The organism is Luteibacter sp. TLI7-4A (assembly GCF_056754745.1).
The window spans coordinates 792,609-819,055 of record NZ_JBPGWO010000001.1; the positions used below are offsets into that span (position 1 = coordinate 792,609).

Here is a 26,447-nt window from a genome sequence, read left to right on the forward strand (position 1 = left end):
AATCGTGACAAAAATGCATGCCCCCCATCCGTGAAGACGCATGTCGTATTTCGATGAAAAATCTGTCAAGCGATATATAGCGGTGGCGTTCATTCGGTAGTAGGTTGGAGTCGGGCAACTCTTACGCGGGTAACGTATGAGCATCACCGCCTCGCCTCGCGTCATCGTGTTCGAGGATCATTCCGGACTTGCTTCGGCGCTTACCGACCTGCTCGAGGAGCGGCTTGGCTACGACGTGGCCGCTTGCGCGGGTTGCATCGAGGAAGCGATCCGCGTCGCCCATGTCGAGCGTTGCGATGTCGCGGTCGTCGATCTCGATCTGCAGGGCGTGATGGCCTATCCGGCGCTCGACGAACTCCAGCGCCGCGGTATTCCCTATGTGCTCGCCACCGGCGCCATGCCGATCGACATCCCCGGCCGTTACCGCGCGCCCTTGGTGCACAAGCCCTACAGCGCGCACCAGCTCGAACAGGCCATCCGCGAGGCGAGCGGGCAACCCGCCTGTTGACGCCCGGATCGTTCAATCCAGCGACGGCTCGTCGAACATGCCGCGTTCGCCGTGGTTAACGCGCAGGGTAGCGGGGGAGGAGATGTCGCGAATCAGTTTCGACGAGCCGTGGACGTTCGGCGGCCATCCGTGGAGGAGCCTGAAGGATACGGCTTTCGGCGTCATCGTCGCCGATGGGACGGGCGAGATCGTCCACGTGAACGAACGTGCGGCCGAACTGCATGGATGGGTGCGCCTGGCGGTCGGTCCGGACGATTACAGCCGGATGTACAGCCTGTTCACCGAAGAGGGCAGGCCGTACCCCTCAGCCGATCTTCCCTTGACCCGCGCCGTGCGCCAGGGCGAGACCACGCGGCACGCGCGTTGGGTCGTGCGCCGGCCGGACGGATCGCGGCAGACCTTGCAGGGTTCGGCCTATCCGGTATGCGACGCCCGGGGAAAGCAGGTGGCTTCGGTGCTGGTCCACGATGCGATCGAGCGTCCCGGCGCCGCTTGAGGCGCTAGTGCGCCCGTGCCTCGCTGGTGGAGCCCCACGCACCACGCAACCAGGCGTTCACCTCGTCCAGGCCATCCACGACACCGGCGCACAACCGCCTCAGCTCGGCGGAGGGCTGTTGCAGGTCGGGCACCATGATCGTCGGCAGGCCCGCGGCCACCGCGGAGCGTACTCCTGCCTGGGAATCCTCCAGGGCGAGGCAGCTGCCGGTGGGCTTGTTGAGGATGCGCGCGGCCCGCAGGTACGGGTCCGGATACGGCTTGCAGCGTTCACAGTCGCCCGACGCCACGAGGGCATCGAAGCGGTCGCGCAGGCCGAAGGCTTCGAGGTGGTGGATCGCGGTGGCGTGCGAGGACGAGGTGGCGATCGCACGTGGCAGGCCGAGTTCGTCGAGGGTGTCGAGCAGCGCGATCACGCCCGGCTTCAAGCGAAGGTCGGTATCGAGCATCGCGTGGTAACGCTCGGAGGTGCCGGTCCAGACGGTATCCAGGTCGGTATCGTCGCCCACGTGCTCGTGCAGGAGCATGCGTGCGGCGTGCCCGTGCAATCCGACCATGCGTTGGCAAAGCGACAGCGGCATGTGGATGCCTGCCTCGGCGGCGGCGGCCAGCAGGGCGTCGCGGTACAGCGCCTCGGTATCGAAGAGGACGCCGTCGAGGTCGAACACGATCGCCTGTGGTGTCGCGGGAAAACGGACCATGCCACCTCCCGAACCGCCTTTCCGGGCGGAGTGCCCGGTTCACCCCGAAAATAGCGCGGTTTGTCGCACGGTGCCATAGCTCGGAGGCCAAGGGGCGGTGCAAGTGTTTGCGTTCGCGTTCAGCACACGCCACGCTTCGGCGATGAAGAAAGATCGGCGCATGCTTGTCCACGGTGCCGTGGGCGTCCTGGCCGCCGTCGCGTTGTTCCTCTCGGGTGCCTGGGGAGCCTTCGCGCTGGCCTTCCGTTTCCCGGGCATCCGCGCGGTGCGCCTGGTGGCCGCCTCCGTATGGGCCCTCGGCTGCCTGGCGCTCTGGGCCGCCTGGTTCGGTTGGCGCGCCTGGTGGGCGCTCCCCGGACTGTTGGCCTCCTTCGCCACGCTGCTCGCCTGGTGGGCGACCATTCGGCCGCGCAACGACCGCGTCTGGGCGGACGATGTCGCGTGCCTCCTGCATGGCGAGGTCGACGGCCCGCGTGTCGTGCTGCACAACGTGCGCGACTTCGAGTGGCGCAGCGACGACGACTACGACGTGCGCTGGGACACCCGGGAATATCGCCTGGACCGCCTCGCCGGCGTGGATGCGATCCTTTCCTATTGGTCCGGCGAGGCCATTGCCCACGCGATGCTCTCGTTCGGTTTCGACGACGGCCGCCACGTCGTGTTTTCCGTCGAGATACGGCGCAAGCGCGGCGAGGCTTTCTCCGAGATCGGGGGCTTCTTCAGGCAGTTCGAATTGATCCTGATCGCCGCCGACGAACGCGACATCGTCCGGGTCCGCAGCAACGTGCGTGGCGAGGACGACTATCTCTTTCCGTTGCGGATGCCGCGCGAGGCCATGCGCTCACTGTTTCTTTCCTACGTGGGCGCCGCCAACGAACTGGCCAGGACGCCGCGCTTCTACAACACGGTGACATCCAATTGCACCACGATCGTCTATCGCATGGCGAAACGTATCGACGGCGCCTTGCCGTTCGACCTGCGCCTGCTGCTGACCGGCTACCTGCCCGAATACCTTGCCGACAACGGGACACTCGACGCCCGCTTCGGCGTGGACGAATGGCGTCGGTTGGGAAGGATTACGGAGCGGGCGAGGGCGACCCGGCCGCAGGACGATTTCTCGGCGGCGATCCGCGTCGGCATCCCGCCGGCTTACTCGCCACCGTCGGGGGACTCCACGGCGTAGCCTCGTTCCTTCAGGGCCTCGAGGTAGCCGTGCGCGCCGAACAAGTCGTCGATGGACACGATCGCCACCGACTGCGTGTTGGCCGCGACCGCCGCGTCGACCGCGGCGAGCCAGCGCGCCCTCATGGCCTCGGGCACGTCGGCTAGGCCGATGCGTTGCGCCACGCCGCCTTCGGTGACGGCATTGAGGCACGCGAGGCGTTGTTTCGCCCGCCGGTCATCGCGCAGCGCGGCGACATCGCCGGTGGCCCAGGCATTCGCGCGCGTGGCCATGTCGGCGAGTTGCGCATCGATGTTGTCGATGCTCTGGGTGAAGCAGGAGACATCGTCCAGCGTGGAGCGCTTGAACGCCTTGATCGCCGCGCGTGGATCGTCCACCAGCAAGGTGTATGTCACTTCGACCTGCGCGACGCCGTGCTTCTTCGCGAGCGCCGCGACCGTGCGGGTGATATCTCCCGATCGTGCGAGGCCGCTCTTCTTCACCGCGTCCTTGTAGAGTTCGATGGCGGCGAAGATCGGGCGGTAGCGTTCCACGCCGCGATCGCTGCCGATATAGCGTGCCTTCACCGCCAGCCAGCGCGCGTAGACATCGGCGGGCACGCTGTCTTTCAGCGTCGCTCCGTCCGGCGCGTTGCGCACGCCTATGAGCGACGGGAGCAGGGCGAGGCGGCCGAAAAAGCCGGTGTTCGGCTTGATTTCCACGTGGGGCGGCATGAGCAGCGCGCCCGCATGCGTGAGCGCCTCGTCGATCTCGTCGGTCTTCCAGGTCATCTTCCGCGGCAGCGGCGTGAGGGTACCCAGGATCAGCAGCGTGTGCCCGTCTCGCGTGGCGCGCCAAAGGCCGGGACCGGGCTGCTCGCCACTGACCGTCACGGCTTCGAGCGTCGGCACGGGGGCATCGGGCGGAGGCGTCTGCGCCCGGGCCGAGGTCGCCAGCCACACGGAGCAGAGCAGGGCGGGGAACGCGAGGAGGCGAACAGGGAAATGGCGCATCGGCGAAATTCTAGTTTCTTCACGGAAGAGCGGGAAGCAGGCATAAAAATCCTCCACACCCGACGAGAAGTCCTCCGCGCCCCGGTGAGAGAAGTCCTCCGCACCCTGGTGGGAGCCGACCCTGTCGGCGCTCCCGCGGCAGCGGGCCGGTTGCATGCACGGCTCGGCTTCGCCCTCGCGGTTGGGGTGTGCGGGGCAGAGCCGTCGGCCGCCACCCTCGTCGCTCCGGTTGCACCGTCGCTTGGGAAGGGAAGCCGCTGCGCGGCCATGTCTTATGGCTGGCGCCCCGTCGCGCCCGTCGCGCCGGGCGGGGTTTCCGACTCGCCTTCCATGGCTCGGCGGAAACGGCCGGCCATCCCTGGCCGGCCCCCTAGCGGGCCTTTTCGCCCGGCGCTCCTCGGTTCCACACGTCGCGACGAGGGTGGCGGCCGACGGCTCTTCCGAGCACTGAGGTAGCGTGCGACAAAAGCAACGCCCGCAACCGGGGTGGATGCCGTCTACGTGTGAAACACCCTCACCCGGGTGGGAAGCGGGCTGGCCAGCGAGTCCTCGATCTCTCCGCTGGCGAAGGAGGCCTTGCGATGATTGGGCGAGGCTTGTCACCGCTCGCCAGGTTGTGATGCATGGCCTCATTCGCTCGAAATGGGGTGGCGAATCCCGGGCCAGCCCGCTTCCCACCCGGTGCGGCAAACGGCAAGCGATAAGGGGCAAGTGGCACGCAACTAGCGGGATGGCGAGCGGTGCTCTTTCCTTCAACCCACCCCCAGGGTCCAGAGAGCTGCCGGGCGCCACCCTCGGCGCGACATTAGGAGCCGAGGACGGGCGGGCGGAGAAGGCCCGCAGGGGGCCGGCCAGGGATGGCCGGCCGTTTCCGCTGAGCCAGGAGGGCGAATCGGAAACCCCCGCCCGACCGTCCGAGCCCGAAGGGGCGCAGCCATCAAACACGGCCGCGCAGCGGCATCCTTGCCCAAGGGACGGCGACTACCGTCGCGCCGAGGGTGGCGCCCGGCAGCTCCCCCGGCCTCCCCCAGCGCACCATGCTCACCGAACGCTCGCCCGGCATTCACGCGGAATGACGAGAATCGACCTTTTTCGCCGAAGCGGAGACAGCCATGAAGATTGGCATCATCGGGGCCGGCAACATCGGCGGCACCCTCGCGAGGCGTTTTCGCGAACTCGGGCACGAGGTGTTCATCGCCAATTCCCGGGGACCGCATACGCTGACCGCCCTCGAAAACGAAACGGGCGCGGTGGCCGTCACCGCGCGCGAGGCGGCGCGTGCCGGCGAGGTCGTGGTCGTCACCATTCCCGAATCGAAGATCCCGGACTTGCCAGCGGATCTGTTCGCGGGCGTTCCCGACGACACCGTGGTGATCGATACGGGCAACTACTATCCGCGGCAGCGTGACGGGCGCATCGATCCTATCGAGGAAGGCGTACCGGAAAGCCAATGGGTATCGGACAGGCTCGGCCGACCGGTTATCAAGGCGTTCAACAATATCTACGCCGATCATCTCCTGAAGCGGGGCAAGCCGGCGACGGCGGAGGGACGTATCGCCTTGCCGGTAGCGGGTGACGATGCGAACGCGAAGGCGAAGGTCCTGAAACTGGTGGAGGAACTCGGCTTCGACGGCGTCGATGCCGGTACGCTCGCCGATTCATGGCGCCAGCAGCCAGGTTCACCCGTGTATACGACCGATCGCGACCTGGAAGGCGTGCAGCGGGCGCTGCTCGCGGCGGTGCGCGAACGCCAGCCCGAATGGCGAGCGACGGATGCCAGTCCTGGCGATTTCGATACGCCGCGTTAGCCGTCCGGCGTGACCTTCGCGTGAAGGAACGGCATACGCGGTCTTCCGTTGTGGGGGCATGTGGGAACGGATAATCTTGCGCACCTGACGATGCAGCCGTGACACCCATGGACCGTGGGGCCGCCGGCCTTCCGCCTAGCGAGGTTACCCATTACTCCATGGCCCTGGTGATCTACGACATCCCGTTCCATCCGGATATGGCGGGCCTGTGGCACGTGCAGATGAACGGCGTGCCCACCGAGAACTTCGAGACCCGTATCGCCGCCATCGCCTATGCGGTGCAGCAGTCGAAGCTGTTGGGCACGCAAAACGGCTTGCAGGTACTGGTTTCGGTGGAAGGCGCCGACGGCATCTGGCGGGAATTCGAATCCAACGCGAAGCGTCCGGTCGACAGGCTGCAATAGCGCTGCACGTCGTGTTGATCCACGATCCTTACGATGGGGGGCGATAAGGAGGATCATCCCACTCATGACGCATCGAAAGATCGGTTACTTCGACGTGGAAGGCACGTGCTACGTGGCCAAGCCGGGCCGTTGGCGCGGCAAGTACGTCATCAGCGAAGACGGTGAGGAGTTGCAGGAGAAATTGTGCACGACCTTGCATGAGCACGAAGAAGAAGCCTGCGCGGAAGGCCTGACACTCGGCATCGCCGCCGCCCGCAAGCTCATGCGCGAACGCGAGGGATTCGATCCCGGCGACGAGTGAACCGATGGTGGCGCGTGCATAGCCCGTGCCACCGCTTGCCGTTTTCGCCCATCGCAACATATTCCGAATGGCCGATGGTGCGCCTTGTTTACACGGCGTAAGTTTTCCTTGCGTCCCTGTGAATGCCGCGTTGCGAACTCATTCCCGGAGCCGCCAAGTCCCAGCCCCACTCCCCTAAGGCTCCGGAGACTCACAATGAAAACGACATCCCAGAAGGCGCTTCGGCGTCACGGCCTCGCTTTGTCCATCGCCACCGCATTGGCATGCGCCTGTGGCGCCACGGCTGCGCAGGACGCACCCGCGCGGGCCACGCAAGATACGCCCCCCGCGCCCCCGGCGAACCAGCAGGAACAGCAGACGACGGAACTTCAGGCCATCACCGTCACCGGGTCGGCGCTACCCCGCATCGATGTGGAGACGCCTTCGCCGGTGACGACGATCACGGCCGAGCAGATCCAGAAAAGCGGCCTCACCACGGTATCCGATGTGGTCCGCGCCGTGTCGGCGGACAATAGTGGCTCGATACCGGCCTCGTTCACCGCTGGCTTCGCCGCCGGCTCGTCGGGCGTGGCGCTGCGTGGCCTGACCGTCAACTCCACCCTCGTGCTGATAGACGGCCGCCGCGCGGCGAACTATCCCCTGGCCGATGATGGCCAGCGCTCCTTCGTCGATCTCAACACCATCCCGTCCAATGCCATCGAGCGCATCGAGGTGCTGAAGGACGGCGCATCGTCGTTATATGGCGCGGACGCCATCGCCGGCGTGGTCAACATCATCCTCCGGCCGGGCTACCAGGGCACCGAGTTCACCGCCGATGTCGGTACCTCGCAACACGGTGGCGGCACGACCCGGCGTGCCACGGTGCTGTTCGGTGGCGGCGATCTCAACAAGGATGGCTGGAACGCGTATTTCAGCGCCGAGTACCAACACGACGACGAGATACTCACGCGCCAGCGCGGATATCCCTACAACACGGCCGACACCCGGCGCAGTGGCGGCAACAACCTCATCGGAGGACAGCCTTCGCAGAACTCCGGATCGATCTATGGCACGGTGACGCCTGGCACGCTGTCGCGTCCGGGCGATGTCACATCGGGCGTCCCGGACCCGGATGCGGTGGCACAGCCGCTGGTTCCCTGCGGATCGCGGGGCACGCTGGTCACCGATGATCCGGCGAATCCCGGGAGTTACTGCGCGCAGAACTTCGCGCGCTATACCGCCATCCAGCCGACGATGGACCGCCGCGGCCTGTACGGACGATTCACCATCAAGCTGTCCGACACGAGCAAGGCTTATCTCGCCGCCAGCTACTACGAGGTGAAGACCTCCTTCCCTGGCGTGCCCGCGCAGATCCAGGCGGGCACGCCGCGCAACACGAACTCGATCGCCTTGCCGGCGACCCTACCCGACGGCTCGCTCAATCCGAACAACCCGTTCGCCGCCGAAGGCAAGGCGGCGCTCATCAACTACGGGTTCCCGAGCGCGCTGGCAAGCGGCGAGAACGACAACCACAACCTGCGCCTCGTCGGCGGCCTGACCGGGTCGTGGGGCGACTGGAGCTACGACACCGCCCTGGTCTTCAACCATTCGTCGCTGGACACGCGCCTCTCGGGCCTCCTCAACTACGACAGACTGATCGATGCGGTGACCAACGGTACGTATAACTTCATCGATCCCGGCGCGAACTCGCGCGAGTTCCTCGGCGCACTATCGCCGCCGCTGAAGAAGACCTCGACCAGCGACTTGCAGTCATTCGATTTTCGCGTGACGCGTCCGCTGATGGACCTGGCCGGCGGTTCGCTGGGCCTCGCCGCGGGCCTCGATGTGCGCCACGAGGAACAGGACGATCCGGACCTCAACCCGAACCTGGCCGCGCAAGGCCTGGGCATCGCCCACGTGAAAGGCGATCGCACCGTCTCGGGCCTCTATGCCGAACTGGATGCGCCGTTCCTCGAGTCGCTGGAGGTCGACGTGTCGGGCCGCTACGATCACTATTCCGATTTCGGCAACAACTTTTCGCCAAAGATCGGCATCAAGTGGAAGCCGATCGAGGAACTGGCGTTCCGTGGCACCTTCTCCAAGGGATTCCGCGCGCCGAGTTTCGCCGAGAACGGTTCGAGCGAAGCGGAAGGATTCGCCACCTATACGCCACCGGAGGATTTTCAGGCGGCGCACGGCAACAGCGGTTACGTGCAGCCCTATGCCCTCGGCTTCCTCACGCGGGCCAATCCGGACATCAAGCCGGAGCGCTCGAAGAGCTGGACCTTCGGCATCCTGTACCAGCCCACGGCGGACCTCAGTGCGTCGCTGGACTACTATCGGATCAAGAAAACCGGCGTGATCGCGCAGCAGAGCGCGAGCGCGGTGCTGGATGCGTATTACGCGGGCCTGCCGTTACCGCCGGGGTCGGCGATCGTGCAGGATGTGCCCGATCCCGCCGCGCCGGATGCCTTGCCGCGCCCACTCGTGGTCGCCGCGCCTTACGTCAACCAGAACGCGCTCGAGACCAAGGGCCTGGACCTGAACCTCAAGGCGGGACACGACTTCAGCGAGAACGTGCGCTTCACCAGCGAATTGAACCTGACCAGGATCATCAGCTGGCAGTTGACCCTCGAGGATGGGAGCAAGTTGCAGTTCGTGGGCACGCACGGTCCTTATGGGTTGTCATCCGGCGCGGGCACGCCGCGCTACCGGGGTTCCTGGGCGAACAGCGTCCAGTTCGGAAAGGCCACCATCACCGGCACGCTGTACTACACGAGCGGGATCAAGTTGACCGCGCCCGACATCACCACGGGATGTTTCTCGACCAACACGGACACGGGTGCGAACGTTCCCGCCGATTGCCGCATGTCCTCGTTCACGGACTTCGACCTGACCGGGCGCTACGACATCAGCGACAAGGTGGCGATCACCGGCTCGATCATGAACGTGTTCGACAAGAAGGCGCCGTTCGATCCGCTGAACTACGCGGCGCTCAACTACAACCCGACCTACGCGCAGAACGGCGTGATCGGCCGGTTCTTCACGCTGGGGGTGCGGGTGAAACTATGAGGGCTTCGTCAGTGAAGCAGGGACGCTTCGTCGAGCACGTCGACGCCGTCGACGCGGATGGCAAGCACGCCTTCGGCACGTAGTTTCGCCAGCATCCGCGTCACGGTCGCCGGGCTCATCCCCAGGTAGGAACCGATGTCATCGCGTGACATCGGCAAGGGGACGAAAGGCGAGGGCCCTTCGATACGCCGCCGGCGTTCGAGCAGGTCGGCAAGGAAAGCGCGCACGCGCTCGATGGCGGAACCCTCCGCGGCATGGGGCGTCTTTCCGCGCTCGCGCCTGCGCAACATGCGCAGGTGCCGGGCGATGTCCTCGTTGTGTTCGCATAGCGCTTCGGTCGCCGCCCGGGGGAAACGACAGAACCATGTCTTGCCGACGGCCACCACGGACGCGCCATGGGTTTGACTGCGCGCGACGTCGAGGGCGAACAATTCGCCGGGCAGGTGGAAGGCGAGCACGCGGCCGCCACCGACGCTCATGGCCAGGCCTGACAGCACGGCGAACGCCGCGCGATGCGGCGCTTCGGGCTGGACGAGACGGTCGCCTTCGAAGAAGGGTCCGACACGTTCCACCACGCCACGCATCTCCAGCAGGTTGTCATCGCCGCCGCGGGTCGCTTCACATGCGCCGGCGTGACGGCAGGAGGCGCTGCAATGCACGGCCGCCCGGGTTGCGGCCGGGAGGGCGGCGTGCTGGATCTGTGCGCAAGCCTGGTACATGAGGAACCTCGCTCTCTCTGCCTGGTGCGTGCAAGGCCATTCTAGGATCGCGGCCGGCCGGCTCCCTTCGCCGTCAGACGGATGTGCGCTTATGCCGCATGCACCCTCGGGTGTCCTGTGCCCCATTGACGTGGCCGGATTTTTGCTTTAGTTACGCATCCTGGGGGAATGTCAACAGGGGGCCGTCAAGGCCATGGCAAGTCGATTCACACCTTTCAATCCGATCACCGAAGATGCCGGCGCCGTCGTGGCGGCCCTACCCGATGGCTTCGTGCCCGGTACCGTGGCGCCCTTCGTGATGCGCTACGGCACGGATTTCCTGATGGCCATGCAGCGCGCCGCGGCGATTCACGACGTGTCGCGCCCGGTGGTGGCCGAGACCGAACCGGCCTGACGCCGCGCCGGCTCCGTCAGGGGCGTGTGTCGTCGAGCAGGTCGGCCACGGCTTCGGCCAGCGCGTGAAGGGAAAACGGCTTGCCGAGGATGGCGCTGCGTTCGGGTAGCCGTGGCGCGTCGGCGAAGGCCTCCCACGCATAGCCGGTGATGAACAGGACAGGCAGGTCCGGCAGCAACTCGCGCGCCGACACCGCCAGTTGCCTGCCGTCCATGCCGGGCAGGCCGACATCGGTCACGAGGATATCCATGGGATTGCCCGCGCGCAGTTGACGCAGCGCCTCGTCGCCTTCGCCGCACTCGCTCACCGAATACCCCGCTTCTTCGAGCACCTCGCGCGACAGGGCGCGCAGTATGTGTTCGTCCTCCACCAGCAGCACGCGCCTGCCGTCGCCGCGACGCGCGCCACGTTCGATATGCGCGTGCGAGGCCGCCGCGTCGCCGACATGGCGTGGCAGCCAGAGGCTGACGGTGCTGCCCCGGCCCGGCTGCGATTCGATGATCGCGCGACCGCCGGTCTGCCGGGCGAATCCATCCACCATCGACAGGCCCAATCCGGTGCCCTGGCCGATCGCCTTGGTGGTGAAGAATGGATCGAAGGCTTTTTCCACCACGGACCGGGACATGCCGGTGCCGGTATCGGATACGGCGATGACGACGTAGTCGGCGAGGCCCTGGCCGATGTCCGCTCGCTCGACGTTGCGTGTCGCGATCCTCAGCGTGCCGCCACCGGGCATCGCGTCGCGCGCGTTGATGGCGAGGTTGAGGATGGCGCTTTCCAGTTGGCTGGCGTCGGACAGCGTGCGCCAGAGACCCGCTTCCATGTGCAGGTCCAGGGCCACTTGCTCGCCCAGCAGGGGACGCAAGAGCAGGTCGAGTCCGCGCACGATGGCGTTGGCGTCCACGTCCGACAAGGACAGGGCTTGTTGGCGCGAGTAGGCGAGCAGCCGGTGGGTGAGCCCCGCGGCCCGCTTCACCGCGCCACCCGCGGCATCGAGCAGGCGTCGCGCTCCGTCGACCCGGCCGTTCTCCAGACGTTCGGTGAGCACCTCGATGGCACCGCCGATACCGCCCAGGATGTTGTTGAAGTCGTGCGCGATGCCGCCCGTGAGGCGACCGAGCGCTTCCAGTTTCTGCGCGTGGCGCAACTGGTCCTCCATGTCGCGCCGGCGCTGGATGTCGCGGCCCATGCCGTAGACCATGTCGCCGTCCGGTACGCAGGTCCAGGCGAACCAGCGGTATTCGCCGTCCTGCGTACGCATGCGTACCTCCAGGTCCTCCACCACGTCTCCATCGAACAGTTGCGAGACGGCGTCGCGCGAACGTTCCAGGTCGTCCGGATGGACGAGTTCCTCGAAGCCCAGGCCGACCAGGTCGCTGACCTCGTAGCCCAGTTCGACGCCCCACGCGGGATTGACGTTGCGGTAATGGCCGTCACGGCCCATGACCACGTAGAGGTCGCGCGAGATGCCCCATATCTGGTCGCGCTCGCGGGTGCGCTCGTCGATTTCCCGCTCCAGCGATGCGTTCAGTTCACGCAAGGCGAGGGCGGAGCGAACGCCACGCGTGGTCTCGTTGGTGACGGCGTACATGCCGATGACGGCGCCGTTCTCGTCACGCAGCGGCGCGTACGAGAAGGTCCACCATGTTTCCTCGTCATAGCCATGCCGGGTCATGCGCAGGGGCAGGTCGCGATGCATCGATCCTTCGCCGGCCAATGCCCGTTCCACATGTGGGGACACATCGTCCCAGACGTCCTTCCACAAGGTCTCGAACGAGCGGCCGATCGCACCGGCCAGGCGTCCACCGAGCATGGGGCGGTAGGGATCGTTGAAGAAGAACATCTTGCCGGGCTCGGCGGAGACGAACATCGGTTGCGGCGTGTCGAATATCGTGGCGAGCATCGATCGCAGGGCGTTCGGCCAGCGGTCGACGGAACCCAACGGCGTACCGCTCCAGTCGAAGGCGCGGATTTCCCCGGCCGTCGGCGAGTCGACGGGGAGGAACGCGAAAGGATCGGCGTGCCGGTTCATCTCGGGCGAAGCCGGAGCATGGGAATGTCCTTCGGAGCGATGACCGTCATGGAATAATGCACGAGGCGCGAAGACGATGTCTTGATGACACGTGCGCCGTGGGCGCCGCGTCGCGTATGCTTCCGCGACCAGCCACGGAAGCCCCCATGTCGTCAGCGAGCCTACCGCGCAGCCCGGGCATCGACACGCTGCGGGGCGCCAGCATCCTGCTGGTGGTGATACACCACCTCGGCCTTCGCCTTCCCTTGCACAAGACGGACGCGGCGAACTGGTTGCCGGTTCCGCTCCTGAAGGGCCTGATCCACAACGGTTACGAAGCCGTCTTCATTTTCTTCGTCATCTCCGGCTTCCTGATCACGCGGCACGCGCTGGAACGCGATGGCGCATTGCGCGAGATCGACTGGCGGGCCTTCTACGTGCGCCGTGTCTCGCGCATCGCGCCTTGCCTGCTGGGCATCGTCGCGATCCTGCTGGCCTGCCACGCGCTACAGATGCCGAACTACACCATCGACCGCCCGGGCCAGTCGCCGCTGGGTGCCACTCTTTCGGCGCTGACCTTCACCCTCAATGTCTACGAAGGACGTACCGGATGGTTGCCGGGCGGCTGGGACGTGCTGTGGTCGTTATCCATCGAAGAAGTGTTCTACCTCGCGTTCCCGTTGGTCTGCCTGTCGCTGGGCCGGACCCGCTGGCTGGTGCCTGTCCTCGTGTTGCTGGTGCTATCGGTGCCGTTCACCCGCGCCGCCATCGTCGATAACGAGATCTGGCAGGAGAAAGCCTACCTGCCGGGCATGGGAGCGATCGCCGCCGGGGTCCTCGCCGCACTGGCGGTGGGTGCGCGGCCTGCTCGCTCCGTCGCGGGTCCACGGGGGCGGACAGTGCTCGCGCTGGCCGGCCTCGCGGGCCTCGCCCTGGTCATGTTTTCCGGCGGCTGGCTGTGGAAGGCGATCCATGAGGGCTACATGCTCGTGCTGATCGGCGCGTCGGCCTGCCTCGTGCTCGTCTCGCCGGAAGGCGGCCGGGCGTGGCCGGGCTTCGGCTGGCTCCGCGCCATGGGAAGGGTGAGCTACGAAATCTATCTCACCCACATGTTCGTCGTGTTTGCGCTGGTGGGATGCGCGCGCGCCACGGGTACGGACACGGTGGACGGCTGGATCTGGTACGCGCCGGCGGTGATGGGTTCGTGGGCACTGGGCTGGTTTGTCGCCCGGGGCTTTTCGGAGCCGGCCAATCGCTGGCTACGCTCGCGCTTCCGGCCACGCAAGGCCAGGGAAGTCGTCATCGAACCGGCGTGAGGCGTTGCGCGGGAGCCGGCGGCTCCCGCGCGGGGCAGGATCAATGGTGGCGGTTGTTGTCGCGTGCGCGATCGATAGCCTTGCCGGCCTCCCGCTGGACCTTGCCTGCATTCTTCTCGATATGGCCCGCGGCTTCCTTCGCAGGGTTGCCGGTGATCTTGCCGACGGCTTCCTTCATGGAACCCTTGACCTCGTGTTTCATGCCCTCGGTACGGTTCTTGTCCACGTCGGTTTCCTCGCTTGCACTGCGTCGTCCGCAGCGGCACCGGTTTACGCCGTTTCGTGATTAGCACCGCGTGAAGCCGGCGTGCGGCGGTTTTCATCCGCGAATCCCGTTACGATGCGGCCCATGTTTCCCTTGCCCAAGACGGCCACCGCGCCGTTCTGCCCGTCGGAAGTCGCCGGGTCCATCATCGTTCCCTTCGACCTGCCCTGGTGGAAAAAGGCCGCGCGCTTCGCCGGCCCCGGGCTACTGGTTTCCGTCGGATACATGGACCCGGGCAACTGGGCCACCGACATCGAGGCGGGGTCGCGGTTCGGCTATCGACTGCTGTTCGTCGTGCTGCTTTCCAGCCTCGCCGCCATCGTGTTGCAGTGCCTGGCGGCGCGGCTGGGCATCGCCACCCAGAAGGATCTCGCCCGGCTGTCGAGCGAGCGCTACCCGAAGGCCATCGGGCGCATCCAATGGGTATTCGCGGAGATATCGATCGTTTCCTGCGACCTCGCCGAGGTGCTCGGGAGCGCCCTGGCGTTCAAGCTGCTGTTCGGGGTCTCGTTGCCCGTGGGCGTCGCCTTGACGGCGCTGGATACCTTCATCGTCCTCGGCTTGCAGGGCAGGGGCTTCCGCCGGATCGAGTCGATCATCCTCGGGCTGGTCGGCACCATCGGTATCTGCTTCGTGGTGCAACTGTTCCTGCTCGGGCCGAACTGGGCCGAGGTCGCGGCGGGATTCGTGCCTTCGTGGCATGCGGTGTCGGCGCAGGAGCCGCTCTACCTGGCGATCGGCATCCTCGGCGCGACGATCATGCCGCACAACCTCTACCTGCATTCGTCGATCGTGCAGACGCGGGCGGTTTCAGGCGAGGAGGGCAAGCGCGCGGCGATACGCCTGACCCGCGTGGACACCATCTGCTCGTTGAGCCTGGCCTTGCTCATCAACGCGGCGATCCTGATCGTGTCGGCGACCGCGTTCCATGCCAGCGGGCGCACGGACGTCGCCGACATCGGCGACGCCTACCAGCTGCTCGCTCCCATCGCGGGAACCACCGTCGCCGCCGTGGCTTTCGCCATCGGCCTGTTCGCCTCGGGACAGAGTTCCACCTTCACCGGCACCATCGCGGGGCAGGTGATCATGGATGGTTTCCTTCAACTGAAGATTCCTTGCTGGCAGCGCCGGCTGGTCACGCGAGGGCTGGCGATCGTCCCGGCCTTCATCGGCGTGGTGACCATGGGAGACCGTGCCATCGGTGCCTTGCTGGTAGCGAGCCAGGTCGTGCTCAGCATCCAGCTGCCCTTCGCCATGTACCCGCTGATCCGTTTCACCGACGATCGAGCCTTGATGGGCGGCTTCGTCAACACGCGCCTTGTGTCCTGCACGGCGTGGTTCCTCTTCGTCGTGATCTCCGCCGCGAACGCGTGGCTCGTGGCCCAGGTGTCGGGACTCGCGTGACGCGGGACATACGTATGCATCACGTGTAGTCGCGCAGTCTCGGTTGTCGACGCCACCGACGGCCCCCTCTCGATCCCTGACCCACACTCCCCGGAGGAGACCAAGTCATGCCTGAGAAAAAGACTATCGCGAAGGCACGGAAGGACAAGCGCGAAGGAAAGTCGCCCTCGACCCAGGCCGGGGAATTCGTGCACGAGGAAATCGAGCACGTGCGCGAAGGCAAGCACGGCGCCCGGTCGGCCAAACAGGCGATCGCCATCGGCTTGTCCAAGGCGCGGCGGGCCGGCGTGAAGAACAAGCCGTCGAAGACGGCGAGCAAGGCCACCAAGAAGAAGGCGGCGCAGGATTCGCGTGCGGCCACCCGGAAGCGTTCCGCGGGCACGGCGGCGAAGAAGTCCACGGCGCGCAAGCGCGCGGCAGGCACGTCGGCCCGGAAGTCCACGGCCAGGAAGGCGACGGCGAAGAAATCGGCCACGCGCTCGCGTGCGACGACCAAGGCGTTGAAGCGTGAAGGGCATTCCGCCGCGTCCAAGCGTGCGTTATCGGCCCAGGGCCGCAAGAGCGCCGCGAAGCGCACCTCGTCCAGCCGGTCGGCGGCGGCCAAGAAGGCGGCGCATACGAAGGGTGCCGCGGGAAGGAAGTCGGCGGCCAAGAAAGCCGCTCGAACGAGGGCGCGCAAGGCGTCCTGACAGCCGAAGGCCCGCCACGAGGCGGGCCTTCTCTATGGTTTTGCAGTACGGAGCGTGGCCCGGCCGGGGCGAATCGCGTTAGACCGAATCGCCACTCAGGCGGCTGGCCACTTCGCCCAGCCAGTCGTAACCGTCCAACTCGCCACCGAAGAGGTCGAGACCGCCGTGGGCGTCCGCGGCGCGGTTGCCAGCAGCGTATTCGAAGGTCGTGATGCCGTATTCATTGCGCAGTTCGTTCATGGTCTTGTCTCCCAGTCGTTAAGGACCGGATGTTTCAATCCTCTGGCGCCGACGCCGCCGGTCTCTGGCGTGGCGTGGACCTTACGCTGCCGGGGCGATCCAAAGAAGAAGCGCCGGGCGATTGGTCCGTTTCGTTTGGTGAACAATCGGTTCGTTAGTCTTTCGTCACGCACCCAGCGGTTCGAATTTCTGAACTAACGAGTTTCCTACGGGCCCTTTCTATGGGCGGCTTGCGGCTTTACAAGGCCTTCCAAGCATTAAAACCTTGGACATCCGGTGTAAGGAAAAGGTTCAAAGAAATTTCCGATGGGGGCCATAAGTCATGCCTATCGGAATCCTTACCGTGCCCTTTCGTTCGCCGTTCCGGACGTATCCGTTAACCCTAGTTTAACTCAAGGGGGCGCCCGTCGCTACCCGTGGGGCTGAACGGTTCCCCGATGCCGCTTCGGGATCGGGTCCGGGGTGGCTAGAATCCACGGTCCACCCGGCGTCGCAAGCCGGTTCAGTCATCGTAAGAGGAAGGCCCATCATGAAGTCTCGCGCCGCGGTTGCCTGGGAAGCAGGGAAGCCCCTGTCCATCGAAGAAATCGACGTCCAGGGCCCGAAGGCGGGTGAGGTGCTGGTGCGCATCGTCGCCACCGGCGTGTGCCATACGGACGCGTACACACTTTCCGGCGACGATCCCGAAGGCGCGTTCCCGGTGATCCTGGGCCACGAAGGGGGCGGCATCGTCGAGGAGGTAGGCGAAGGCGTCACCTCGCTCAAGCCGGGCGACCACGTCATCCCGCTCTATACGCCGGAGTGTGGCGAGTGCAAGTTCTGCCGCTCGGGCAAGACCAACCTCTGCCAGAAGATCCGCGTGACCCAGGGCAAGGGCGTGATGCCCGACGGCACCTCGCGCTTTTCGCTGGGCGGCAAGCCGCTGCTGCACTACATGGGCACCAGTACCTTCAGCGAATACACCGTCCTGCCGGAAATCTCCCTGGCGAAGATCAACAAGGATGCCCCGCTGGAGAAGGTCTGCCTCCTCGGCTGCGGCATCACCACCGGCATCGGAGCGGTTCTCAACACCGCTACGGTGGAGCCGGGCTCCACCGTAGCCGTGTTCGGCATGGGCGGCATCGGCCTGTCCGTCGTACAGGGCGCGGTCATGGCCAAGGCCAGCCGCATCGTGGTGGTGGACACGAACCCGTCGAAGTTCGAGATGGCGAAGATGCTCGGCGCCACGGACTTCATCAATCCGCGCGACTACCCGGGCACGCCGATCCAGCAGGTGATCGTCGACCTTACCGACGGCGGCGTCGACTATTCGTTCGAGTGCATCGGCAACGTCGACGTGATGCGTGCCGCGCTGGAGTGCTGCCACAAGGGCTGGGGCGAATCGATCATCATCGGCGTCGCCGGCGCGGGCCAGGAGATCCGCACGCGCCCCTTCCAGCTGGTGACCGGGCGCGTGTGGCGTGGCTCGGCCTTCGGTGGGGTGAAGGGCCGCAGCCAGCTACCCGGCTACGTGGATCGCTACATGGACGGCGAAATCAAGATCGACCCGATGATCACGTATACGATGGGACTGGAAGACATCAATCGCGCCTTCGACCTCATGCACGAGGGCAAGGCCATCCGCTCCGTCATCCTCTATTGAGTCCCTCGATGAACGAAACGATCGATCTGATCCGCCGCTATTACGACGCCTTCAACCGCGGCGACTGGGCCTCGATGCTGGCCCTGCTCGACGAACATGTCGTGCACGACATCAACCAGGGTGGACGCGAGACCGGCCGCGACCGCTTCGCCGCCTTCCTGCAGCGCATGAACATGAGCTACAGCGAACAGTTGAAGAACATCGTGGTGATGGCCAACGAGACCGGTACGCGTGCCGCCGCGGAATACGTGGTCCATGGCGTGTACAAGGCCACGGACGAAGGCCTGCCGCTGGCCCAGGGCCAGAGTTATGTCCTTCCGGGTGGCGCGTTCTTCGAAGTGTCCCAGGGCCGCATCAGCCGGATCAGCAACTACTACAACCTGGAAGACTGGCTGGCCCAGGTGCGCCGGGTGGAAGTCGACTGACACCTTGAAGTGCCGGAAGGCGGGCCGCAGGTCTGCTGCGACCCGTCTATCCCGGAAGGTTGCGCATGGCCTGGATCAATCCGTATTACGACCGCTCCAAGGCGCATCATTCGCCGGAAGGCTTCCGCAACCTCGAGCCCGATACCCGCGAACCGGGTGGCCTGCAGCGCTGGCGCAAGGAGCGCAAGGAGCAGGGCCTGCCGCGGCCGCCCACCGAGGGTTATGACGCGTTCGCCCGCCGCTGGTGGCAACGCGCGGACCTGGCGGGTACCGACGATGCCGCCTGGTGGCTGGGGCATGCGAGCGTGCTCGTCCGTCACCACGGGTTGACCGTGCTCACCGATCCGGTGCTCGGTCACCGCGCGTCTCCCGTATCGTTCGCGGGGCCGGCCCGGCGGACGCCGGCGCCCGTGGATGTCGCCGGGCTGCCATCGGTCGATGTCGTGCTGATTTCGCACAATCACTACGACCACCTCGATGCCGCCACGGTGCGAGCGCTTTCCCGACGGTTTCCCGAGGCGGTGTTCCTCGTGCCGCTGGGCTTGAAGGCATGGTTCGACCGCGGGCGCATCGGCAACGTGCGCGAACTGGACTGGTGGGCGAGCACGGAGGTGCGCGGCGCGACGTTCACCTTCGTACCGGCCCGGCATTGGAGCGCACGGACACTATGGGACCGCAACCGTTCGCTCTGGGGTGGTTGGGTGATGGCGCAGGAAGGTTTCCGCTTCTGGTTCGCGGGCGACACCGGTTATTCGGACAAGCTGGCCGAGATCGGGCGCCGCGCCGGCCCGATCGACCTCGCCGCGATTCCGATCGGCGCATATGCGCCACGCTGGTTCATGCGTGGCCAGCATGTCGATCCGGCGGAGGCGTTGCGCCTGCACCGGGAGATCGGCTGCAAGCGCTCGATCGCGATCCACTGGGGCGCGTTCGAGTTGGCCGACGATCAACTGGACGAGCCACCGCGCCTGCTGGGCGAGGCGCTGGCGGAGGCGGGGATGGGAACGGATGAATTCATGTTGCTCAACATCGGCGGCCGAATTGCGCTCTAATGGCGGCCCTCCCGCCGCATAGCCGCCTCCCCATGTCGTTCCATGAATTCCGCCTCGAAGGCGATTACGTCGAGCTCAACCTCCTGCTGAAGCTGACCGGCATCGCCGCCAGTGGCGGCGAAGGAAAGCACATGGTCGCCGACGGCCTGGTGACGGTCGACGGCAAGGTCGAACTGCGCAAGACCTACAAGGTCCGCGCCGGCCAGGTCGTGACGATCGGCGATCACGAGATCAGCGTGCTTCCCGAGATCGATTGAGCCCCTGCGTTCGCAGGACATGAAAAAACCCGGCGCCTCGCGGCGCCGGGTTTTTTCGTTCATGCGCTTTCGGTCACATGCCCGACGTGGAGGACTTCGCCGGTTCGGTCGAGGTGCCGCTCTTCTTGTGTTTCTTGTGGGTCGACTTCATGGAATCGCTGGCGCCGGATTTCATCGAGTCGTGGCTCATCGAATCCTGGCTCATGGAGTCGCCGGTCTTCTTCATCGAGTCGTGGGTCGTCTGCGTAGGCGTGGCGGCCGTCGACGCCGGCGTGGGCGAGGGCGTCTGCGAGGCGCTTTGTGCGAGGGCTGCGCCGCTCACGGTCATACAACCAGCCAGCATGGCGAGGATCAGTTTCGTGTTGCGCATGACGAAATCTCCTGGAACTTGTGGCGCCTGGGGAACATCGCGATGCATGGCGCGAAAAAGCATCGCTCCCGGTAAGACCTTAAGACCGGCCCGTGCGGGGTTTGCTGACGCTATTCCTTTTTCGATGAATGTTGCTCTTGCAAAGCAGCAATTCGCTGGGAACCGTTCAGGAGAAAATTAGCTACGGTTAAGTGACGGCAAGGGTCGTGCCATGTGAGCGTTGAATCACTTAGTGGAAGTCGCGCGACACGGAGGCCATGGCCGGCAGCAGATCGCTGAAATCGTGCAGCCGGCCCGCCACGAGATGGTGCACGCCGTCGATCGATTGCCATTGTCCGTCGACAGCCAGCAGCACGGCATCGAGCAAGGCCTGCCGGCACGCTTCGGCGACCTTCGGCCTTACGATCACATTGACCTGGCCGGTTTCATCCTCGAGCGTGACGAAGGTGATTCCGCTGGCGGTCTGCGGCCGCTGGCGAACGGTCACCAGGCCTGCGTGGCGCAGCCAGGCGCCATGGCGCTCCCGCTCGAGGTCGCAGGCCCGACGCGCGCGCCGGGCCAGCAAGTTCTTGCGAATGAGGCCCAACGGATGCGCGGCGAGTGAAAGGCCATGCGTGGCGTAGTCGGCGAAAACGTTTTCCGCGAGCGTGGGTGGGCGCAGCGTGGGGCGCGCCTCGGCCACCGTGTCGATTAAGGGCAGGCTGCGTTCGATGCCGGAACTCTCCCAGCGCGCGCGGTGGCGATGTCCGCTGAGCAGGCGCAGTGCGCCGGCATCGGCGAGGCGTTCGCGTTCGAAGCGGGTCAGGCCGGCGCGGCGGGAAAGATCGGCCAGGTCGCGCAGGGGCGCTTCCGCGCGTGCGGCCGCGATGCGCGTGCCGAGCCCGGCGGACAACCCGTTGATCAGGCGCAGGCCGAGTCGCAAGGCGAGCTTGCCCGGTTTCCTTTCGATGGATTCGAGCGTGCAGTCCCAGTCACTGGCGGTGACATCGGGCGGGCGTACTTCCACGCCGTGCCGGCGTGCGTCGGCGACGAGCTGCGCGGGCGCGTAGAAACCCATCGGCTGGCTGTTGAGCAGCGCGCAGGTGAAGATTTCCGGGTGGTGGCACTTCAGGTACGACGAGGCGTAGGCGATCAGGGCGAAACCGGCCGCATGCGATTCGGGAAAGCCGTAGCTGCCGAAGCCCTGGATCTGGTCGATGATCTGCTGGGTGAACTCGGGGGAGTAGTTGTTCTTCGCCATGTTGCGGCGAATTTTCGGCTCGAATTTTTCCAGGCCGCCACGGCGCTTCCACGCCGCCATGGAACGGCGCAACTCGTCCGATTCGCCGGCCTTGAAATCCGCCACCACTTGCAGGAGCGCCATCACCTGCTCCTGGAAGATCGGTACACCGAGCGTGCGTTCGAGCACGTCACGCACGCCCGGTTCGTAGACGATGTCCTCCTTGGACAGCTTTCGTCGTTGCAGGAAGGGATGGACCATGCCGCCCTGGATGGGCCCCGGGCGAACGATCGCGACCTGGATCACCAGGTCGTAGTATGTCCTCGGCAACAGGCGCGGCAGCATCGACATCTGCGCGCGCGATTCGATCTGGAACACGCCCACCGTGTCCGCTTCCTGGATCATCGTGTAGGTCGGGCCATCGTCCATGGGAATGTCGGCGATGCGGCGGTAGTCGATGCCTTCGTGCTCGCGCAACAGGTCGATCGCCTTGCGCATGCACGTGAGCATGCCCAGGGCGAGGCAGTCGACCTTGAGCAACTTCATGGTTTCCAGGTCGTCCTTGTCCCACTGGATGATCGTGCGATCGTCCATCGCGGCGTTCTCCACCGGCACGAGGTGGTGCAGCGGTGTGTCGGAGATGACGAAGCCGCCCACGTGCTGCGACAGGTGGCGGGGCATGCCGTTGAGTGCTTCCACCAGCACCATGAGCTGGCGGATGGTACGGCTGGTGACATCGAAGCCTCGTTCGCTCAGGCGCCGGGCGATGGATACCTCGCCATGCGCATGCGAATAGGCCCGGCTCAACTGGTCGAGCTGGTCTTCGGAAAGGCCCAGTGCCCGGCCCACGTCACGTGCGGCGCTCTTGTGCCGGTAGCTGATGACCGTGGCGGCGAGCGCGGCGCGGTCACGGCCATACTTGTTGAACACGTACTGCAGGACTTCCTCGCGTCGCTCGTGTTCGAAGTCCACGTCGATGTCGGGCGGCTCGTCGCGCTCGATCGAAATGAAGCGCTCGAACAGGGTGGATATCTGCGCGGGATTCACCTCGGTGATGCCCAGGCAGAAGCAGACCACCGAATTGGCCGCCGAGCCACGGCCCTGGCAGAGGATGTTCTTCGAGCGCGCGAAGCGGACGATGTCCTGCACGGTGAGGAAGAAGGCCTCGTATTTCATGCGGGCGATGAGTTCGAGTTCCTTCTCGATGCGCTCGGCGATCGAGGGCGCGACACCCTCGGGCCAGCGCGTGGCGGCACCTTCATAGGCGAGCCGGCGCAGGTAGGCCGGTGGATCGAAGCCTTCCGGAACCAGCTCGCGCGGGTAGACATAGTGGATGTCACGCAGGTCGAAGCCGCTGCAGCGCGCGGCGACGACGAGGGTTTCATCGATGATGTCGCGTGGGTAGATGCGGGCGATCGTCTCGCGTCGGCGCAGGTGGCGCTCGCCGTTGGGAAACAGGTCGTGCCCGGCTTCGGATACGGGTTTGTTCAGCCTGATGGCGGTCATGATGTCCTGCAACGCGCGCCGGCGGCGACGGTGCATGTGGACGTCCCCCGCGGCGACGCAGGGCAGGCCGTGACGTTCGCCCATCTCGCGCAGGGTCGCCAGTTCGGCATCGTCGTGCTGGCCGCGGTGCAGTTCCACGGCGAGCCAGGCACGCCCATGGAAGTGGGCCGACACCCAGGCCGCGCGATCTTCATGCGTGGCCGCCGTGTTGGCGGCGAGGGGGCCGGGTGCCCAGAGCACGCCGAGGCCCGGCCCGAGGGATTCGAAGTCGGCACGGTTCAACTCGTAGTGTCCCTTCGCCGCACGGCGGCGGCCGAGCGTGATGATCCGGCACAATTCGGCGTAGCCCGCCTGGTTCTCCACGAGCAGGACGATCACGGTGCCGTCGGCGAGGCGGAACTCGCTGCCGACGATGAGGGGGACGCCGGTTTCCAGCGACGCTTCCAGGCCGCGCACGATGCCGGACAGCGAGCACTCGTCGGTGATGGCGAGCGCCGTATAGCCGATGCTCCTCGCTCGCTCGAACAACTCGCGCGCACTGGATGCGCCACGCTGGAAACTGAAGTCGCTGAGCGCGTGCAGTTCGGCATAGGCGGGGACGGCGGTGTCCTCGTCGTTGGCGGGTGTCAGGTGGGATGTGTCGATCTTCATGGCGAAGAAGGAGTCAGGCGAACCAGCCGTGCAGCATCCAGCCATCGAGGGTGCCGGGGGGCAGGTAGGCCCAGGCTTGCTGCCCGTGCACGGTGCGCACGATGTAGTAATCGCGCCGTGCGTCGTCGCCATCCCACCAGCCGCTTTCGATGCGCTCGGGGCCGGCGAGGACGGCCGCCGGGTCGGGGCGCATCGGCATCGGCCGCGGCAGCAACCAGAGCGGCCGGTGCCGGCGCGGCAGCGAGACCGTGGCGCCGGGGGTGCCGTAACGCGAGGCACGTTCGGGACGATGGTCGGCCACCAGCGCGATCTGGCGCAGTGCCGCCTCGCCAAGGCGTGCACGCAGGCGTTCGTCGAGCATGGGCCAGTCGAGGCCGTCGCCGCGAACCGGCTCGAACAGGTCGCGCAGCGGTGGCCGGAACACCGGCAATTCCTCGGCATCCAGTCCGATCGCGCGCGCCGGGGCTGGCAACGTGGCGCGCTCCAACCGTGTACGGGCCAGTTCGAACAGGCGATCGGCATCGCGTTGCGGCGCGGCCATGGCGACCACGACACGGGTGGATTCGCCGCGTGCATGGTCGAGGGTGAGGGTGAAACGCTGTACACCTCCGTCGCGGGCGGCCAGCAGGTTCGCCAGTGCGCGGGTGAGGCGGCGCAGGGGAAACAGCAATGGCTGGCTGCCATCCAGTTCGCCGTCGAACTCGATCTTCTGGCGGAAGTTGGCTGGTGGCTGCCAGGCGGGCAGGGCGTCGGCGGCTTCCCCGCGGATGCGATCGAGCCAGTTCACGCCATCGCGGCCGATGCGCCGGGTGAGTTCCGGGCGTGGCAGGCGGAAAACTTCCTCCAGGCGGCGAAAGCCCATGGCATGCAGCGATGTCACCGTGGCGACGGGCAGCCCGCTCTGGTTCAACGGCAAGGCACCCAGCATGCGCCGCACGCCTTCGCGTTCCGGCAGCACCATGCCGTCGGCATGGGCGGCGAACACCCAGGAAGCGGCGGCGAACGGCGTCGCCGCCAGCGTATGCCTGTGTCCTTGCGCGGCGAGCCCGCTGCGCAAGCGTTCGGCCAGCACGGGCCAGCCATCGAACAGGCGCAGGCTGGCGCCGACTTCCATCAGGATCGCGTGCGGTGGCACCAGGCTTACGTGACCACTGAACTGGTAGCACCAGGCGGCCAGTTCGGCGAGCAGGCGGCTTTCCGCATCGGGATCGCGCGGGCGTACTTCCAGCGAAGGACACAAGGCACGGGCTGCGGCGAGACTCTGTCCACGGCGGACACCGAAGGCGCTGGCTTCGGCGTTAGCCGCGGCGATCAGGCGTTGGCGGGCCCGATGGTCGAGCAAGGCAGAGGGGCCTGCCTCCGGTGTCGCGGCGAAGGCGGCGGAGAACGCCAGGCCGGGAAAGCGGAGACAGGCCCAAAGCATGACTGCGTAGGAAAGGGGACGATGGCGCGTCCGTCATGACGGCGTGGAAAACGCGGCGTCATGAGGGAAACCATCAGGCCCGCATGCGCAGCAGTGGAGCGGTGGTGGTCAGCAGGCCACGCGACTTGAGCACGTCGACGTAGGTGGCCTCGTCGCTGTTGCTGACCTTGAGCCGCAGCGCGGCCGGGCTGTTCTGAGCGGCATGTGCGGCGGGACGGAAGATCATGGCGCAGGCGTCGCCGCTTTCGGCGGCCAGCTGCAAGCGCCGCAGGCTGCGGTAATCGATATCCGGCAACCAGCCGACCACGGCGCCACAGCAACCCGAACGCAGGCACTGTTCCATGCTCCAGGCGGCTTCGGTGCTGCCGGCCTGGATCTCGTGCAGGAAACGCAGGTCCACGCCCGCGGCGGCGAGAGCGGGTGCATAAGGCAGGTAAGGCGGAGCGACGAAGATCACCCGGCGGTGTTCCTGGGTGAGTGCCGCCAGGGCAGGCATCACCAGGTCCAGTTCACCGAGGCCATCGTGTTCGAACAGGATCTCGCTGAGCGCGCCTTGCGGCCAGCCCCCACCCGGGAGCTTGGCATCCAGCGAGGTCCAGCCCGTGGACAGGGCGCGCACGCGCGGCTGGCGGTCGGCGGATCGGCGCCAGATACCGGGATGGTCGAGCACCTGGGCGAGGGTCGGAGTGGCGATGGCGTTCATGGTCAGGTCCTGCGGATGATGCCGACGTAACGCCCTTCGATGGCGAACGCGTGGCGACGAGGGTCGACTTCGATCGGCGCGAAGTCGGGGTTTTCGGGCAATAACAGGAGACGGTCGCGTTCATGCTTCAACCGCTTCACGGTGACTTCGTCGTCGAGGCGGGCCACGACGATCTGGCCGTCGCTGGCGGTGGCCGTCTTGTGCACGGCCAGGAGGTCGCCATCGAGGATGCCGACATCGCGCATGCTCATGCCGACGACGCGCAGGAGGTAATCGGCGCGTGGCCGGAACAACGCGGGGTCGACTTCCAGTTGCGCCTCGATGTTTTCCTCGGCGAGGATCGGCGAACCGGCGGCGACCCGGCCGACCAGCGGCAGGTCGTTTGCGGCGGCCATGCGCATCAGCGCGGCGTTGCCGGCCGGGAGGCGCAGCCCCCGATGTTGTGGCGAGCGCTCCAGCACGCCCTTGCGTACGAGGGACTCCACGCATGCCTGGGCGGAGCTATGGCTGGAGAAGCCGAGGGCATCGGCGATCTCCCGCAGCGTCGGCGGCAGGCCTTGCGCCTGCAGGTATTCCTGCAGGAAGGCGAGGGTCTTTTGCTGGCGCTCGGTAAGGGTAGGTGTCGACATGCGTACATTTGTACAGATGTCGACGGAGCGGCGCAAGGGGAAAATCGTATGGCGCCTTCTGGGTGGGGAGCCGACCCTGCCGGCGATCC

General features: G+C 66.2%; 26 protein-coding genes. 15 read left to right on the forward strand and 11 right to left on the reverse strand.

Annotated features, from left to right (window positions below; translation table 11 throughout):
* Positions 1-136 precede the first annotated feature (136 nt).
* Together ACR9Y6_RS03510 and ACR9Y6_RS03515 are read left to right on the forward strand one after the other, a co-directional pair.
* Entirely contained in the window at positions 137-508 is a 372-nt protein-coding gene (locus ACR9Y6_RS03510; RefSeq protein WP_481280016.1) for a response regulator, read from the forward strand.
* Between the two features lie 82 nt (positions 509-590).
* On the forward strand, positions 591-1,004 hold the full coding sequence (locus ACR9Y6_RS03515) for a PAS domain S-box protein (RefSeq protein ID WP_481280017.1): 414 nt from the start codon (positions 591-593) through the stop codon (positions 1,002-1,004).
* Positions 1,005-1,008: 4 nt separating this feature from the next.
* On the opposite strand, the gene ACR9Y6_RS03520 is transcribed toward ACR9Y6_RS03515, so the two are convergent.
* Entirely contained in the window at positions 1,009-1,704 is a 696-nt protein-coding gene (locus tag ACR9Y6_RS03520; RefSeq protein ID WP_481280018.1) for an HAD family hydrolase, read from the reverse strand.
* A 160-nt stretch (positions 1,705-1,864) separates the two neighbouring features.
* Here ACR9Y6_RS03520 and ACR9Y6_RS03525 point away from each other — a divergent pair, with 160 nt between their 5' ends.
* Positions 1,865-2,887, forward strand: coding sequence for an Lnb N-terminal periplasmic domain-containing protein (locus tag ACR9Y6_RS03525; protein WP_481280019.1), 1,023 nt, complete (start codon positions 1,865-1,867; stop codon positions 2,885-2,887).
* On the opposite strand, the gene ACR9Y6_RS03530 is transcribed toward ACR9Y6_RS03525, so the two are convergent.
* A complete protein-coding gene (locus tag ACR9Y6_RS03530; RefSeq protein WP_481280020.1) occupies positions 2,854-3,879 on the reverse strand; it encodes a TraB/GumN family protein in 1,026 nt (341 codons plus the stop codon). The two genes, ACR9Y6_RS03525 and ACR9Y6_RS03530, sit on opposite strands and share 34 nt — an antisense overlap.
* Positions 3,880-4,991: 1,112 nt before the next feature.
* Between ACR9Y6_RS03530 and ACR9Y6_RS03535 the strand changes: the two genes are divergently transcribed.
* The 4 genes from ACR9Y6_RS03535 to ACR9Y6_RS03550 all read left to right on the forward strand — a co-directional run bounded on the left by ACR9Y6_RS03535 (position 4,992) and on the right by ACR9Y6_RS03550 (position 9,443).
* The gene (locus ACR9Y6_RS03535; RefSeq protein ID WP_481280021.1) at positions 4,992-5,687 is read left to right on the forward strand and encodes an NADPH-dependent F420 reductase; all 696 of its coding nucleotides are present in this window, start codon (positions 4,992-4,994) and stop codon (positions 5,685-5,687) included.
* 98 nt (positions 5,688-5,785) lie between these two features.
* Positions 5,786-6,091 (forward strand): DUF2188 domain-containing protein, encoded by a 306-nt coding sequence (locus ACR9Y6_RS03540; protein ID WP_481280022.1) that lies wholly within the window; start codon positions 5,786-5,788, stop codon positions 6,089-6,091.
* A 64-nt stretch (positions 6,092-6,155) separates the two neighbouring features.
* Positions 6,156-6,392, forward strand: coding sequence for a hypothetical protein (locus tag ACR9Y6_RS03545; protein WP_481280023.1), 237 nt, complete (start codon positions 6,156-6,158; stop codon positions 6,390-6,392).
* 195 nt (positions 6,393-6,587) lie between these two features.
* Positions 6,588-9,443, forward strand: a complete 2,856-nt coding sequence (locus ACR9Y6_RS03550) for a TonB-dependent receptor plug domain-containing protein (protein WP_481280024.1) — start codon at positions 6,588-6,590, stop codon at positions 9,441-9,443.
* Between the two features lie 8 nt (positions 9,444-9,451).
* On the opposite strand, the gene ACR9Y6_RS03555 is transcribed toward ACR9Y6_RS03550, so the two are convergent.
* On the reverse strand, positions 9,452-10,162 hold the full coding sequence (locus ACR9Y6_RS03555; RefSeq protein WP_481280025.1) for a Crp/Fnr family transcriptional regulator: 711 nt from the start codon (positions 10,160-10,162) through the stop codon (positions 9,452-9,454).
* Between the two features lie 193 nt (positions 10,163-10,355).
* Between ACR9Y6_RS03555 and ACR9Y6_RS03560 the strand changes: the two genes are divergently transcribed.
* Positions 10,356-10,556, forward strand: coding sequence for a hypothetical protein (locus tag ACR9Y6_RS03560; RefSeq protein ID WP_481280026.1), 201 nt, complete (start codon positions 10,356-10,358; stop codon positions 10,554-10,556).
* Between the two features lie 16 nt (positions 10,557-10,572).
* Here the strand turns inward: ACR9Y6_RS03560 and ACR9Y6_RS03565 are convergent, their stop codons facing one another.
* Positions 10,573-12,588, reverse strand: coding sequence for a hybrid sensor histidine kinase/response regulator (locus ACR9Y6_RS03565; RefSeq protein ID WP_481280027.1), 2,016 nt, complete (start codon positions 12,586-12,588; stop codon positions 10,573-10,575).
* A gap of 146 nt (positions 12,589-12,734) precedes the next feature.
* Between ACR9Y6_RS03565 and ACR9Y6_RS03570 the strand changes: the two genes are divergently transcribed.
* Complete coding sequence (locus tag ACR9Y6_RS03570) at positions 12,735-13,883, forward strand: acyltransferase family protein (RefSeq protein ID WP_481280028.1); 1,149 nt, start codon at positions 12,735-12,737, stop codon at positions 13,881-13,883.
* A 40-nt stretch (positions 13,884-13,923) separates the two neighbouring features.
* Here ACR9Y6_RS03570 and ACR9Y6_RS03575 read toward each other — a convergent pair whose 3' ends face one another.
* On the reverse strand, positions 13,924-14,109 hold the full coding sequence (locus ACR9Y6_RS03575; protein ID WP_481280029.1) for a CsbD family protein: 186 nt from the start codon (positions 14,107-14,109) through the stop codon (positions 13,924-13,926).
* A 123-nt stretch (positions 14,110-14,232) separates the two neighbouring features.
* Here ACR9Y6_RS03575 and ACR9Y6_RS03580 point away from each other — a divergent pair, with 123 nt between their 5' ends.
* Both ACR9Y6_RS03580 and ACR9Y6_RS03585 read left to right on the forward strand, forming a co-directional pair.
* A complete protein-coding gene (locus tag ACR9Y6_RS03580) occupies positions 14,233-15,552 on the forward strand; it encodes an Nramp family divalent metal transporter (RefSeq protein ID WP_481280030.1) in 1,320 nt (439 codons plus the stop codon).
* Positions 15,553-15,659: 107 nt separating this feature from the next.
* On the forward strand, positions 15,660-16,241 hold the full coding sequence (locus ACR9Y6_RS03585; RefSeq protein ID WP_481280031.1) for a hypothetical protein: 582 nt from the start codon (positions 15,660-15,662) through the stop codon (positions 16,239-16,241).
* Between the two features lie 78 nt (positions 16,242-16,319).
* On the opposite strand, the gene ACR9Y6_RS03590 is transcribed toward ACR9Y6_RS03585, so the two are convergent.
* The gene (locus tag ACR9Y6_RS03590; protein ID WP_481280032.1) at positions 16,320-16,481 is read right to left on the reverse strand and encodes a hypothetical protein; all 162 of its coding nucleotides are present in this window, start codon (positions 16,479-16,481) and stop codon (positions 16,320-16,322) included.
* Between the two features lie 529 nt (positions 16,482-17,010).
* Between ACR9Y6_RS03590 and ACR9Y6_RS03595 the strand changes: the two genes are divergently transcribed.
* From ACR9Y6_RS03595 to ACR9Y6_RS03610, 4 genes are all read left to right on the forward strand, one after another.
* Entirely contained in the window at positions 17,011-18,123 is a 1,113-nt protein-coding gene (locus ACR9Y6_RS03595; protein WP_481280033.1) for an S-(hydroxymethyl)glutathione dehydrogenase/class III alcohol dehydrogenase, read from the forward strand.
* Positions 18,124-18,131: 8 nt separating this feature from the next.
* Positions 18,132-18,548, forward strand: coding sequence for a ketosteroid isomerase-related protein (locus ACR9Y6_RS03600; protein WP_481280034.1), 417 nt, complete (start codon positions 18,132-18,134; stop codon positions 18,546-18,548).
* A 65-nt stretch (positions 18,549-18,613) separates the two neighbouring features.
* Positions 18,614-19,600 (forward strand): MBL fold metallo-hydrolase, encoded by a 987-nt coding sequence (locus tag ACR9Y6_RS03605; protein WP_481280035.1) that lies wholly within the window; start codon positions 18,614-18,616, stop codon positions 19,598-19,600.
* Between the two features lie 32 nt (positions 19,601-19,632).
* Entirely contained in the window at positions 19,633-19,857 is a 225-nt protein-coding gene (locus ACR9Y6_RS03610; RefSeq protein ID WP_481280036.1) for an RNA-binding S4 domain-containing protein, read from the forward strand.
* Between the two features lie 73 nt (positions 19,858-19,930).
* Here the strand turns inward: ACR9Y6_RS03610 and ACR9Y6_RS03615 are convergent, their stop codons facing one another.
* The 5 genes from ACR9Y6_RS03615 to lexA form a co-directional block, all read right to left on the reverse strand.
* Complete coding sequence (locus ACR9Y6_RS03615; RefSeq protein WP_481280037.1) at positions 19,931-20,227, reverse strand: hypothetical protein; 297 nt, start codon at positions 20,225-20,227, stop codon at positions 19,931-19,933.
* A 229-nt stretch (positions 20,228-20,456) separates the two neighbouring features.
* Positions 20,457-23,603, reverse strand: coding sequence for an error-prone DNA polymerase (locus ACR9Y6_RS03620; protein WP_481280038.1), 3,147 nt, complete (start codon positions 23,601-23,603; stop codon positions 20,457-20,459).
* Between the two features lie 13 nt (positions 23,604-23,616).
* Positions 23,617-25,026 carry a Y-family DNA polymerase gene (locus ACR9Y6_RS03625; protein ID WP_481280039.1) on the reverse strand — a complete coding sequence of 470 codons (1,410 nt, stop codon included), beginning with the start codon at positions 25,024-25,026 and terminating at the stop codon, positions 23,617-23,619.
* Positions 25,027-25,099: 73 nt separating this feature from the next.
* Positions 25,100-25,729 carry a translesion DNA synthesis-associated protein ImuA gene (imuA, locus tag ACR9Y6_RS03630; RefSeq protein WP_306850665.1) on the reverse strand — a complete coding sequence of 210 codons (630 nt, stop codon included), beginning with the start codon at positions 25,727-25,729 and terminating at the stop codon, positions 25,100-25,102.
* Positions 25,730-25,731: 2 nt separating this feature from the next.
* On the reverse strand, positions 25,732-26,358 hold the full coding sequence (gene lexA, locus ACR9Y6_RS03635) for a transcriptional repressor LexA (RefSeq protein WP_481280040.1): 627 nt from the start codon (positions 26,356-26,358) through the stop codon (positions 25,732-25,734).
* Positions 26,359-26,447: the final 89 nt, after the last annotated feature.

What these genes read in the sequence shown, in the direction of transcription:
- ACR9Y6_RS03510 (WP_481280016.1), top strand. Translation starts at nt 137, where the DNA reads ATGAGCATCACCGCCTCGCCTCGCGTCATCGTGTTCGAGGATCATTCC.
- ACR9Y6_RS03515 (WP_481280017.1), top strand. Translation starts at nt 591, where the DNA reads ATGTCGCGAATCAGTTTCGACGAGCCGTGGACGTTCGGCGGCCATCCG.
- ACR9Y6_RS03520 (WP_481280018.1), bottom strand. Translation starts at nt 1,704, where the DNA reads ATGGTCCGTTTTCCCGCGACACCACAGGCGATCGTGTTCGACCTCGAC.
- ACR9Y6_RS03525 (WP_481280019.1), top strand. Translation starts at nt 1,865, where the DNA reads ATGCTTGTCCACGGTGCCGTGGGCGTCCTGGCCGCCGTCGCGTTGTTC.
- ACR9Y6_RS03530 (WP_481280020.1), bottom strand. Translation starts at nt 3,879, where the DNA reads ATGCGCCATTTCCCTGTTCGCCTCCTCGCGTTCCCCGCCCTGCTCTGC.
- ACR9Y6_RS03535 (WP_481280021.1), top strand. Translation starts at nt 4,992, where the DNA reads ATGAAGATTGGCATCATCGGGGCCGGCAACATCGGCGGCACCCTCGCG.
- ACR9Y6_RS03545 (WP_481280023.1), top strand. Translation starts at nt 6,156, where the DNA reads ATGACGCATCGAAAGATCGGTTACTTCGACGTGGAAGGCACGTGCTAC.
- ACR9Y6_RS03550 (WP_481280024.1), top strand. Translation starts at nt 6,588, where the DNA reads ATGAAAACGACATCCCAGAAGGCGCTTCGGCGTCACGGCCTCGCTTTG.
- ACR9Y6_RS03555 (WP_481280025.1), bottom strand. Translation starts at nt 10,162, where the DNA reads ATGTACCAGGCTTGCGCACAGATCCAGCACGCCGCCCTCCCGGCCGCA.
- ACR9Y6_RS03560 (WP_481280026.1), top strand. Translation starts at nt 10,356, where the DNA reads ATGGCAAGTCGATTCACACCTTTCAATCCGATCACCGAAGATGCCGGC.
- ACR9Y6_RS03565 (WP_481280027.1), bottom strand. Translation starts at nt 12,588, where the DNA reads ATGAACCGGCACGCCGATCCTTTCGCGTTCCTCCCCGTCGACTCGCCG.
- ACR9Y6_RS03570 (WP_481280028.1), top strand. Translation starts at nt 12,735, where the DNA reads ATGTCGTCAGCGAGCCTACCGCGCAGCCCGGGCATCGACACGCTGCGG.
- ACR9Y6_RS03580 (WP_481280030.1), top strand. Translation starts at nt 14,233, where the DNA reads ATGTTTCCCTTGCCCAAGACGGCCACCGCGCCGTTCTGCCCGTCGGAA.
- ACR9Y6_RS03585 (WP_481280031.1), top strand. Translation starts at nt 15,660, where the DNA reads ATGCCTGAGAAAAAGACTATCGCGAAGGCACGGAAGGACAAGCGCGAA.
- ACR9Y6_RS03590 (WP_481280032.1), bottom strand. Translation starts at nt 16,481, where the DNA reads ATGAACGAACTGCGCAATGAATACGGCATCACGACCTTCGAATACGCT.
- ACR9Y6_RS03595 (WP_481280033.1), top strand. Translation starts at nt 17,011, where the DNA reads ATGAAGTCTCGCGCCGCGGTTGCCTGGGAAGCAGGGAAGCCCCTGTCC.
- ACR9Y6_RS03600 (WP_481280034.1), top strand. Translation starts at nt 18,132, where the DNA reads ATGAACGAAACGATCGATCTGATCCGCCGCTATTACGACGCCTTCAAC.
- ACR9Y6_RS03605 (WP_481280035.1), top strand. Translation starts at nt 18,614, where the DNA reads ATGGCCTGGATCAATCCGTATTACGACCGCTCCAAGGCGCATCATTCG.
- ACR9Y6_RS03610 (WP_481280036.1), top strand. Translation starts at nt 19,633, where the DNA reads ATGTCGTTCCATGAATTCCGCCTCGAAGGCGATTACGTCGAGCTCAAC.
- ACR9Y6_RS03615 (WP_481280037.1), bottom strand. Translation starts at nt 20,227, where the DNA reads ATGCGCAACACGAAACTGATCCTCGCCATGCTGGCTGGTTGTATGACC.
- ACR9Y6_RS03620 (WP_481280038.1), bottom strand. Translation starts at nt 23,603, where the DNA reads ATGAAGATCGACACATCCCACCTGACACCCGCCAACGACGAGGACACC.
- ACR9Y6_RS03625 (WP_481280039.1), bottom strand. Translation starts at nt 25,026, where the DNA reads ATGCTTTGGGCCTGTCTCCGCTTTCCCGGCCTGGCGTTCTCCGCCGCC.
- imuA (WP_306850665.1), bottom strand. Translation starts at nt 25,729, where the DNA reads ATGAACGCCATCGCCACTCCGACCCTCGCCCAGGTGCTCGACCATCCC.
- lexA (WP_481280040.1), bottom strand. Translation starts at nt 26,358, where the DNA reads ATGTCGACACCTACCCTTACCGAGCGCCAGCAAAAGACCCTCGCCTTC.